Source organism: Segatella salivae F0493, assembly GCF_000477535.1.
Lineage (GTDB): Bacteria > Bacteroidota > Bacteroidia > Bacteroidales > Bacteroidaceae > Prevotella > Prevotella salivae.
Genome location: NZ_AWGW01000012.1, coordinates 1 through 12,108, shown reverse-complemented (window position 1 = coordinate 12,108; position 12,108 = coordinate 1). Strand labels below are relative to the sequence as shown.

Genomic DNA, 12,108 nt, shown 5'->3' with positions numbered 1-12,108 from the left:
AAGCATACAAAACCTTTAAAAAGTGATTTGCGGGAGGCCCGCAAGCGTCAAAACCTTTAAAAAGTGATTTGCGGGAGCCCCGCAAGCGTCAAAACCTTTAAAAAGTGATTTGCGGGAGACCCGCAAGCGTCAAAACCTTTAAAAAGTGATTTGCGGGAGGCCCGCAAGCATCAAAATGTTTCAGGAAAAGAAAAAGGCAGCCTGTATGAAACAGCCTGCCCTTTTTTTATGGTTTTTGTTCTTCGTTTAGAAGAAGAGATATCTATTATCTACGACCTTTGCATTAATATAAAGCTCGTTCATGAAGTTTCCTGCATACTGCATAATCTTCTGACGAATCTTCTGCTCCATGCTATTGTCATCAAACTTGCCAGGACGCATCGTTTTGTTCACCACCTGGAACATGTAAACACCAGCGTTACCTTTGACAGGGTCGGTAGAGAACTTACCCTTAGCGGTTGCATATACAGCACCACTAAGTGCGGATTCGCTTGCACCCGTGAGGGTTACAAAGACTGGAGCGGCGAAGGTTACCTGGTTAACTTCGGCTACCTTAGCACCCTTAGCCTTAGCAGCAGCAAGAGAGTTAACTCCCTTAACCTTGTTCATCAGCATTTCGGCCTTCTTGTCTTTCATCACCTCAGCCTTAACCATGTCTTTCACCTGAGCATCGTCCAAAGAACGATAACCAACAGGATTAATCTTTGTCAAGATTGCAACGAGGAGATGGTCGTTGTCGCCACAAGAATACATTGGAGAAACGTCGCCTTGTTTTGCATCAAAGAGCCACTTCAGTGCGTCGCGTGTGCCATGGATGTTAGCCAAATAATGCTGTGCGGTTGTAACATCCTTAGCCTCTTGCACTCTGTAACCACTCTTTGCAGCATTCTTCTCAATGTCTGCAGCAGTTTGATTAGCGCTGACAAAAGAAGAGAACTTATTGTAAGCCTTGCTGTAAGTGTCATTAGAGAATACGATATTCTTTTTGATGACTGCAGCAACATATTTTTCAGTCATACCCTTTCTGTCAAGTACTTGAACAATGATATTGCCCTGACTCAATGGGATGTTCTTTGTTTCGTTAACAGCCATTGTGTTCAAGTTGTTGATATAGTTCTTTGTATCATTGTCCATAGAAGGTGCACTCTGATATTGCTGAGTTGTCATCCATGCCTTCTGTCCGGTCTGACCATACTTCTTAGCAAGTGCTTCAAAGTCTGCACCAGCCTTTAATGCTGCATAGATAGAATCAGCCGACTTATGAGCAGCAGCTGCAGAAGCACCGCCAACTTGTATCTGACGATACTGAACAGAATCAGGTAATTGTTGTTTTGAAATCAATCGGATAACGTTCAGTGTGTTGTCAAGCTTGTCTTCAATCACACCTGAAGTTTGACCAACAGCCATTGAATCAAGCTTTGCGGCGATATCAGCTGGGAAAGCCGTTTTTCCAACAGGAAGACCGAGATAGTTTACGAGTGAAGAACTCTTACGAACAACAGTTGAAGGGTCTTCTGCTGCAGCGAGATCTTTTGCGTAACCAGCAAAATCTTTCTGAAGTGCGCTTCTGTCAGCTGCAGAAGGAGTAACCTGAACGTCAACATACTTGATATCGCGACTCTCTACATATTGACGGAAACGTGGCTTAAGCTCATCATATTTAGCTTTCAAGTCGGAATCAGAAATCTTCACCTTATCATCTTGGATTGAAGTGTAAGGGAAAGCAGCAAGTTGAATTTGGCTTTCTTGATTTTCTTCATTGAAAGCCATCTTAGCTTCTACCGGATTAGACAAGAGACAATGTGCCAAAAGACTCTGATACTTCTGTGCAAGAAGTTGCTGACGAAGTGTCTTTTCAATAAAAGTCCAATACTTGTAGATGGTTTCATACTGCTGTGCCATTTGTGGATTTGCAGTGCGTTGTGCGTCATACTCAGCTAAGAACTTCTGTAATGCGTTAGCATCGAAGCGTCCAGTTTGCTGATTAACAAAAGGAGTTTGAAGTAACATTGGATTTGTTCCTTCTCTGAGCACATTTTGCATCTCAGTGTCAGTGACACGAAGTCCGAGTTCCTTTGCTTCTTTTTCAATAAGCTTTGTCTGCACGAAAGTGTTCCAGACCATGTCTTTCACTTGATTGAGTTGCTCGTCGTTCAGTGCATCTGCACCTTGTTGCATCTTCACAACCTCACTGTACTCATCAACAAGTTTCTGAAAATCATTCACACTTATCTTCTCTCCCAAGACTTCTCCGACCTGCTGACGCTCATTGTTACGCGTAGACTCACACGAGCGGAAAGCCTCTTCAGCAATAAATGCAAATAGACCCAAGCCGATGATTCCCATCAACAGAGCTCCTTTGCTTCTGATTTTTCCTAATGCTGCCATTACTTTAATTTGTTTTTTATTTTTTAGTTATTTCTTTCTTTGTATAAATTAAATTGCCCACAAAAATACGAATAAAAAAGCATATAGCGCAATTTTTCATGTAAAAATTACTTTTTAAACCCTGCGCAAGACCAACTTACCAGAAGACTTTATGCAAAAAACATGAGTCAACAGTTCTTTTCATGATAATTATGCTTCAAATCCAAAGTTGAAAGAATCAATTAGAGAATGGTTAGCTTAACCAACTCTATCTTTGTCATTGTGCTCTTGATAATCTTAAAACTGAAATGATCAATTTTAATCACCTCATTGAGCTTTGGAAAACTCTGATAGAAATTCAAGATATAGCCGCCAATAGTCTTGTAATCGTCATCTTCGGGCAAATCAAGATTAAACATATCGTTTACCTTATCAATCTCTAAACGTGCCGACAAAAGATATTCGTTGTCATTAATCTTTTTAGCTACATATTTATTACTATCGTGTTCGTCTTCGATATCGCCAAAGATTTCTTCCACGATATCCTCTAATGACACAATACCGCTTGTGCCTCCAAACTCATCGACCACAACGCCTAAACTCTTTTTACTTTGCAAAAATGTTTTCATTAGCTTTTGAGCAGCCATGGTTTCAGGCACAAAAGGCATCGTACGAATAGACTGATGCCAATCCTTTCCCGCCGACTTAAACATTTCAGAAGAGTGTATATAACCTTCGATATGGTCTATATCGTCCTTGTAGACTATAATTTTACTATTTCCACTTTCAACAAACTTTTGCATCAACTCCTCTACCGTGCATTGATATTCAACTGCATTAATCTCGGTTCTTGGAATCATGCAATCGCGGACTTTTGTCTCAGAAAATTCCAATGCATTCTGAAAGATTTTCACCTCGTCATCAATCTCATCTCCTGACTTTGCATTGTCAATACTTGATTGAACAAGATAATCAAGATCCACTTTAGAAAACTCTTCATCATTGTCTTCTTTTTCGAGTTTTACACCAAACAGTCTCAACAATAATTTTGAGAGGAACGTGGCCAAACGACTTATCGGCCAAAGAATAATATAAAACAGAAAAGCAACTGGAGAAAAGAGGGTCATCAAACCATTAGGATTGCTCTTAAAAAAGATTTTCGGCAGAAATTCTCCTGTGAAGAGCATAATAACAGTTGAAAGAATTGTATCCGCAGGGACCGTAAAGGCCGGAGCATACCCAGAAAAGATAGAATTGTCAAAAAGACGAGCTATTAAAATACCATATATGACAAGTACAACATTGTTTCCAACAAGCATTGTACTTACAAAATCATTAGGATGCCGATAGAAAAAATTGATTAATCGCGTTGACAAACCATGACGTTCTTTATCAACTTCAAAAAGCATTCGGTTGCTTGAAACAAAAGCAATCTCGGTGCCAGAGAAGAAAGCAGAGAATGCCATTGTTAACAATATGCCAATAATCAGAGATATATCTATGGATTCATTCATTTTCAAATAACTTAATCAATGCATCAATGGAATCGATGTATTCTTGCGTTGTGGTGTAGCAATTGGATGCTGATATTTTGCAATAGAGTCTTGAGCACGACGTGCTGAGTCTGTAAGATTTGCATCAGAAGAACCATTGTTTGACGAATCAAAATCATCTTTTGCAAATGAACCTTTTGTATTGGAAATAAAATACTTCGTCATTCGTTCATCACTGCGGAAATAAGTACCTTCGAGTGTACGGTCGGGGGTAACCAACTTAGAGAAAACATTCGAATAAAGTTCATGCTTCCCTTCATCCCAAAATAACTGTTCACTGGAGAAATGCAGCCCACCTTTCGTGAGAATACGTACTCTTGATCGCAACTCCCATAGTTTTAATTGATCAAAATAATATGCAGTATCACATTGTATGTAAGCCTGAACATGGAATTTCTCATCAAATTGTTCAAGAAACACACCTTTATTAAATATCCAACGTGAAGGGCGAAGATTGGTATTAACCTCCCACTCTTCTGTCACAATACGATATTTGGCCACCCCAGAATCAGAAACTAAGGTATTAACTCCATAACTTACCATTACAGGTACGGAATCTCGTGCATGAATTGCAGGTGCAGTATGCTCATGTTGTTCTTCGCAAGCAAAGAAAAACATTACAAGCACCAATACACATCCAATATTTCTTAAATGGTTTAGCATGGAAAATAACACAAAACCGTTAGTTTATTCCACTTTCCACTTAGCAAACCAACGTTCGTTAAATGTAAAGCCTATATTAATACGGAATGTATTTTCTTTAATTAATCCAGGAGCATCACGTCTAACCCACGAGCCACTGATGTTGAGCATAGAGCGATTATTCCATTCATTAATAATTGGTATACCAAAGCCAGCACTTACCCCATACTCTTTAGGTCCATCAACCCCATTAACTTTATAATAAGGTGTAGCGTAGGATGCACCTATACGATAGAAAATGCGGTCTACAAATTTACGACCACTCTCATTAGGACAGAACTCTGCGCCCACACTTAATTTATGACGATCCTTGTAAATCTGTTTAGACAAAGCATACTTAGAGAAACCATTCTCTACTGTATATTCAGGATAACCAACTTTACTGAATTGCATCAACGAATAATCTACGCCGATATTCCATTTATTATTATGGTTAAACATCAAGCCTACCCCATAAGAGTGAGGTAACTCTAATCCATTCTTTATCTTCAAAGAAGTTGTATCAGCAACATTTGTCTGTGAATTATTCGAAATAATACTACACTCTGGATCAGTTCCTAACTTATGTCCTAAGCCATAAGTAAGTCCTATGGTCAAATCATCCTTCTTTGAGAACCGAGCTGTATATTGCAATCCAACATCAAGTTTATAATTATTGATTGTTGCAGAATAATACTTAGAAATTGTGTTTACATAAGCATCGCTATAGGAGTTAATAACAGATCTCGTATAGTTTCCCCACAAATAACCTATGTTTGCACCTATAGCAAGGCCATTAAAAGGTTGCCAACCTGCACCAAGATAAACCTGATGAAGTCCACCCTTTCCTTCAAATGTATTCGAGTAAGTTTGATGAAAGGCCGATTGCCTGCTATTTAAGTCGCCTGTTGTTGCATAGCTATAACCGATATTAGTATAAGGAATTACACCAAAGCTGACTCCAACGTGTTTTGCTACGCGAAAACCAGCTACAACATAATCAAAGACTCCATTCTTTACATTCTTCTTTACATCTTTTCCTTCCTGGAAATTAGTTATTTGTCCAGAAAATCCAGCATCAAAGATGAAAGACAAAGAGTCCAAAGAAGAATAGGAAGCCGGATTCAAATAATTAATTTGATTATGCTTATGAAATCCTAAGCCCAAGCCATCCATTCCACGATTAAGACTTGTACCGTAATCAGACAATAAACCTAAGCCGTACTGACTATATGGTGAATTAGTGCCACTTTGAGCTAATGCAGTTGTTGAAATCACAGTCAACAAGGCAGCGCTTAATATTATTTTATTCATAATTACTATATAACTGCTTGCAAAATTATCAAAAAAATTAGAAACAAATGCATGATAACTCGGAAATATAAGCTATTTTTGCATTGTGAAACGTTTTCAATATATTTTTAGAAGTGTAATCCTTGTTATATTTATAACATTTGTAGAGTGTTATTCACAAGCATCACAAACTTCATCAAATATTTATGGTGATTCTGTAAAGATTAGTTTACTCACCTGTGGACCTGGACAAGAAGTCTATTCTTATTATGGACATACGGCTATCAGATTTCAGGATTTGAGGAATCATCAGGACCTCGTTATCAACTATGGAATGTTCTCCTTTCAACAAAAATATTTTATTTTACGTTTTGTTTTTGGATTAACTGACTACGAGATGGGTATTATTCCTTTTGAGAGTTTTTATGAAGAATACAAGAATGAAGGGAGATGGGTAAAAGAACAGATACTGAATTTATCTCCGAAAGATAAAGAGAATATTGCCTTAGCCATTGACAAGAACTATCAACCAGAGAACAGAACTTATCGATACAATTATTTTTATGACAATTGTACCACAAGAGCACGAGATATTATCATTAATAATATTAATGGTTTTGTAAATTTCCATGGTCTTGAGCAAGCGACTTCCTCGTACCGAAAAGAGATTCATCAATGGAATTCTCAATACTTATGGGCAAGATGGGGCAATGATTTATTGCTTGGGTATAAGGCAGATTGCCCGCTTTCTATGGAAGAACGGCAATTCCTTCCAGACTCTTTGAGTTTTTATTTCCAGCATGCTGTAGTAAAGTTTAACCACAACGAAGTAAAGAACTTGGTTAGTAGTAGCCATTACATCATAGCACCAACTTCTACTTACAATGAAAAAAGTTGTAGTTTCTTTAATGTATTAACTCCTACAAGTCTCATGATTTGCATATCAATTTTATTGATTATATCAGGGTTCTTACAAAAGAAATATAAGATATTTTATATCTCTATCTATTCTATTTTATCATTCATCACAGGATTATGTGGCTTAGTTCTTACAGCAATGATATTCAGTAAACATCCTACTGTGAGCTTTAACCTACAAATCTTAATCCTCAATCCCCTCAACATTTTATGGCTTTTCCCTCAAATTAGAAAAGCCAAAAATTTCCGACTTCTTATGATTACTTGTTATTTATTGGGCACTATCGGAAGTTTCTTTCAATCATTTGCAGACGGAATCCAACTATTGGCATTTGTTTTGCTAATAACAAGCATATATTCATATAAAGTTACACAACAAGTCAATACAACGAAATTATAACGTGAATAGATATATTGCCATACTTATAGCTGCGCTAACTACAGCAGAGATGCAAGCATTTGATCTTGCACCTCGACTAATCGTAAGTATAACAATAGATCAGTTGAATAATAATAGTATTGATACTTTCCTCCCCTTCTTTAATAACTCAGGCTTAAAGAAATTGATACAAGAGGGGAAAATGTATGAAACAGGTACTTGTCCATCTGTACCTGTATCACGACCAGCTTCTATTGCAACAATAGCAACGGGCACAACTCCATTTTATCATGGCATAATTGGGAACCAATGGATTGATCATGCATCTCTTTGCCCGTCGTATTGCGTTGACGACAAACAATATATTTATGGTCCATCTAAGCTAAAGACATCTACCATCAGTGATGAAATGAAAGTTTCTTCACATGGAAAAAGCATTATTTATAGTGTTGCCGCAAGCAAAGATGCTGCCATTCTGTCAGCAGGACACGCTGCTGATAATGCGCTATGGTATGATGATGCATTGAAAAGATGGAGGACAACAGCTTTCTATGGTGCTTCACCACAATGGCTGAACATCCCTACTACACCAAGAACTATTGATAATGATGGGATTGTTGATAAAGCCATAAGCATCGTTTCAAAGAGCAATATGGGGAAAGATGACATTGCAGACATGTTAAATGTTACTCTTTCTGTTTCTAAAAAGGATAACATTCAACTTTATAATCGTGATGACTGGCAAAAACAAATCTATATTCAATTAGATAAAGCCTTAGCCAAACTTATAGCTTCTATAGAACAGCAAGTTGGGAAGAACCATGTTTTATTCGTTATTACAGGAACAGGTACAAGCGATGATACAGAAAATGATTATAGCCTTTATCGTGTTCCAACAGGGAATTTTTATATAAACCGTACATCAAAGCTTTTGAATGTATATCTTAGTGCAGTTTATGGACAAGGTACATACATTGATGCAACATGTAATAACCAAATCTATTTGAATCATAAGATAATAGAACAAAAGCAATTAAACATGCATGAAGTTCTTTCACGTTGTCAGGAACTGCTACTTGAAAGTGAAGGAGTCAGCGATGTATATACCTCTGAACGTCTACTTTCTGGGAACTTAGGAGTTCAAGAAATACTGAAAGGATATAATCCATCGGTAAGTGGTGACATTATTATTAATGTATCACCAGGATGGAAATTGATAAATGAAGATACACAAGAAAACTATACCAGCCGCAATAACTTAATATTATTCCCCATTATATTTTATGGAATGGATATTAAGCCAGAGCGTATATTTACTCCAACAACTATAGATCGTATTGCTCCTACAATTTGTAAGAGCATTAATATCAGAGCACCGAATGCCTGTTCTACAGCTCCTCTTTTCTAATAAAGATATAGAATGAAGTATAAAAGAGGAAACAACAGTCTTATTTACAATGACTTCATTCAACTTTTATAAATATTGTGGGATAAATAAGAATTAAATTCGTAATTTTGCACCACGTATATAAATAGGTATATAATAAAAAACATAATAAAATGAATTTCAATAACTTTTTGAAATCATTGTTCGGTGATAAATCAAACCGTGATATGAAGCTGATACAACCAATCGTTGAGAAAGTTAAGGCTGCATATCCCGAGATTCAGAAATTGAGCAATGACGAATTACGTGCAAAGACAAAAGAACTTCAACAGTATGTTCAAGACTCCGCCAAAGAACAAAAGCAGCAAATAGCGGAACTAAAAGCGAAGATTGAAAATACACCAATCGACGAACGCGAGGATATTTTCAATCAAATTGATAAACTTGAAAAAGAAGTTCTCGATTTGTATGAGCAAGCTTTAAATGAAGTTCTTCCAACAGCTTTCAGTATCATGAAAGATACTGCAAGACGTTTTGCTGAGAATGAAGACACCATTGTCACTGCAACCGATTTCGATAGAGAGTTGGCTTCTAATCCTGCAAATGACTTCATTACGATTGATGGTGATAAAGCAATCTATCACAATGAGTGGACAGCAGGAGGCAACAAACTCAAATGGAATATGGTACATTATGATGTACAATTATTCGGTGGAATCGCTCTTCATCAAGGAAAGATTGCAGAAATGGCAACGGGTGAAGGTAAGACGCTTGTTGCAACCCTTCCCGTTTTCCTGAATGCCTTAACAGGAAATGGTGTTCACATGGTCACAGTCAATGACTATTTGGCTAAACGTGACTCTGAGTGGATGGGACCACTCTATATGTTCAACGGCCTTTCTGTTGATTGCATAGACAAACATCAGCCAAACTCTGAAGCACGAAGAAAAGCATATCAAGCAGACATTACTTTCGGAACAAATAACGAATTTGGTTTCGACTACCTGCGTGATAATATGGCTCTCAACCCAAGTGATCTTGTTCAACGCAAACACAACTTTGCGATTGTCGACGAGGTTGACTCCGTTTTAATTGACGATGCACGTACTCCATTGATTATTTCTGGTCCGATTCCGAAGGGAGATGACCAAATGTTTGAGGAGTATCAACCTCTTGTAGAACGTTTATACGAGGTTCAACGCAAGCAGGCAACTGAGCTTTTGGCTGAGGCAAAGCAAAAGATTACCGCTGGCCAAGAGAAGAATGACAAACAACTCTTAGAAGAAGGCTTCCTTGCACTCTATCGTTCATATAAAGCATTGCCAAAGAATAAACCTTTGATTAAATATCTTTCTGAAGATGGCATCAAAGCTGGTATGCTTTCAACAGAAGAGTATTACATGGCTAACAACAACCGTGAGATGCCTAAAGCCATTGAGCCATTATACTTTGTTGTTGACGAAAAGCTCAATAGCGCTGACTTAACAGATAAAGGTACTGCATGGTTGGCAAAGCAAACAGGACGCGAAGACTTGTTCGTATTGCCTGATATCACCTCTCAATTGTCTGACCTTGAAAGCCAAAAGAATCTTTCTGATCAAGAGAAAATAGACAAGAAGGATGAGTTGATGTCTCACTATGGCGTTCAAAGCGAACGTGTGCATACGCTTCAACAATTGCTGAAGGCCTACACCATGTTTAATAAAGACGACGAATATGTCGTTATGGATGGCGAGGTTAAGATTGTTGATGAACAAACCGGACGTATTATGGAGGGTCGTCGCTGGAGTGATGGTCTTCACCAAGCTATCGAGGCTAAGGAACATGTTAAGGTGGAAGCTGCAACCCAAACTTTTGCAACCATCACCCTTCAGAACTACTTCCGTATGTATCACAAGCTGGCTGGTATGACTGGTACAGCAAGCACTGAGGCTGGAGAGTTCTGGGATATCTATAAACTCGATGTTGTAGAGATTCCAACAAACCGTCCTATCGCTCGACACGACCTCGACGACCGTGTATACAAGACAGCACGCGAAAAGTATGCTGCCGTTATCGACGAAATTGAGACGATGCGAAATGCAGGCCGTCCTGTACTTGTCGGAACAACCTCTGTTGAAATCAGTGAGTTGTTAAGCAAGATGTTAAAGATGCGCCGCATTCCTCATAACGTCTTAAATGCGAAGCTCCATCAGCGCGAAGCACAGATTGTTGCTGAAGCAGGACGTTCAGAGAATGGATTGGGTGCCGTAACGATTGCAACCAACATGGCTGGTCGTGGTACCGACATCAAGCTTACCGACGAGGTTAAAGCCGCAGGCGGTTTGGCCATCATCGGTACAGAACGACATGAGAGCCGTCGTGTAGACCGCCAGTTGCGTGGTCGCGCAGGCCGTCAAGGTGACCCAGGCTCATCTGTTTTCTATGTTTCATTGGAAGACAAGCTGATGCGTCTTTTCGCATCAGAGCGTATCGCTAAAGTCATGGACCGCTTAGGTTTTGAGGACGGCGAACGAATTGAAAGTCCGATGATTTCTAAGAGCATCGAACGTGCGCAGAAGAAAGTTGAGGAAAACAACTTCGGTATCCGTAAACATCTTCTCGAATATGATGACGTCATGAACAAACAACGTACGGTAATCTACGAGAAGCGTCGCCATGCCCTCATGGGAGAACGCATCGGAATGGATATCACAAATGTTATTTGGGACCGAGTTGTGAACATCATCGAAAAGAATGATTATGCCGGAGCTAAGGAAGAATTTATGAAGATCTTAGCAATGGAGATGCCATTCACCGAAGAAGAATTTGACAGCAACACTAAGGCTGAACTCGAAGAACGCGCATTCCAAGATGCCATGGCTTCATTCAAGCGCCACACAGACCGTATTCAGGCCGATGCCTACCCTGTCATCAAGAAAGTTCAAGAAGAACAGGGCGCAATGTATGAGCGTATTCTTGTGCCTATCACAGATGGCCGAAATCTCTATCAGATTCCTGCAAATCTGAAAGAAGCCTACGACAGCGAGGCTGCAAGCGTTGTAACAGACTTTGAAAAGACTGTTATGCTCCGCATCATTGACGATAGCTGGAAAGAAAACTTGCGTCAGCTTGACGAGTTGCGCCACAGCGTGCAGAACGCATCATACGAGCAGAAAGATCCTCTTTTGATTTTCAAATTAGAGAGCGTTAAACTTTGGGACAACATGATAGATGACATGAACAATCGCATTTCCAGTGTGTTGATGCGCTGCCAGATTCCTGTTGTTCAAGAAGTTCAAGAAGCTGCACCAGAGCAACACGCACAACGCTATCACGAACAAAAAGAAGATCTCGAAGCGCGTGCACAACAGGCAGCTGCTCATCAAGACACGCGCGAAGATGCAGACCAGGCTAACCACACGCCTTATGTTGCTGAACGAATGCCACGTCCTAACGACCCATGTCCATGCGGAAGTGGTAAGAAGTTCAAAAACTGCCACGGAAAGAACATTTAATTAAATCGTTCTTATCAATATAAAAAAGCACTC

At 39.1% G+C, this 12,108-nt stretch carries 7 protein-coding genes; 3 read left to right on the top strand and 4 right to left on the bottom strand.

Translation table 11 applies throughout. The features are described from left to right. Positions 1–246: 246 nt before the first annotated feature. The 4 genes from HMPREF9145_RS04910 to HMPREF9145_RS04895 all read right to left on the bottom strand — a co-directional run bounded on the left by HMPREF9145_RS04910 (position 247) and on the right by HMPREF9145_RS04895 (position 5,915). Positions 247–2,388 (bottom strand): peptidylprolyl isomerase, encoded by a 2,142-nt coding sequence (locus HMPREF9145_RS04910; RefSeq protein ID WP_021825253.1) that lies wholly within the window; start codon positions 2,386–2,388, stop codon positions 247–249. Between the two features lie 221 nt (positions 2,389–2,609). Beyond that, positions 2,610–3,881: a hemolysin family protein gene (locus tag HMPREF9145_RS04905; protein WP_036906657.1), complete on the bottom strand. Its 1,272-nt coding sequence runs from the start codon at positions 3,879–3,881 to the stop codon at positions 2,610–2,612. Between the two features lie 15 nt (positions 3,882–3,896). Beyond that, the gene (locus tag HMPREF9145_RS04900) at positions 3,897–4,538 is read right to left on the bottom strand and encodes a hypothetical protein (RefSeq protein WP_036906659.1); all 642 of its coding nucleotides are present in this window, start codon (positions 4,536–4,538) and stop codon (positions 3,897–3,899) included. A gap of 69 nt (positions 4,539–4,607) precedes the next feature. Then, a complete protein-coding gene (locus HMPREF9145_RS04895) occupies positions 4,608–5,915 on the bottom strand; it encodes a hypothetical protein (protein ID WP_021825252.1) in 1,308 nt (435 codons plus the stop codon). 85 nt (positions 5,916–6,000) lie between these two features. Between HMPREF9145_RS04895 and HMPREF9145_RS04890 the strand changes: the two genes are divergently transcribed. The 3 genes from HMPREF9145_RS04890 to secA all read left to right on the top strand — a co-directional run bounded on the left by HMPREF9145_RS04890 (position 6,001) and on the right by secA (position 12,075). Further along, positions 6,001–7,212, top strand: coding sequence for an Lnb N-terminal periplasmic domain-containing protein (locus tag HMPREF9145_RS04890; protein ID WP_021825255.1), 1,212 nt, complete (start codon positions 6,001–6,003; stop codon positions 7,210–7,212). A gap of 1 nt (position 7,213) precedes the next feature. Then, positions 7,214–8,599 carry an alkaline phosphatase family protein gene (locus HMPREF9145_RS04885; protein ID WP_036906654.1) on the top strand — a complete coding sequence of 462 codons (1,386 nt, stop codon included), beginning with the start codon at positions 7,214–7,216 and terminating at the stop codon, positions 8,597–8,599. A 152-nt stretch (positions 8,600–8,751) separates the two neighbouring features. After that, positions 8,752–12,075, top strand: a complete 3,324-nt coding sequence (gene secA / locus HMPREF9145_RS04880) for a preprotein translocase subunit SecA (protein ID WP_021825254.1) — start codon at positions 8,752–8,754, stop codon at positions 12,073–12,075. Positions 12,076–12,108 lie beyond the last annotated feature (33 nt).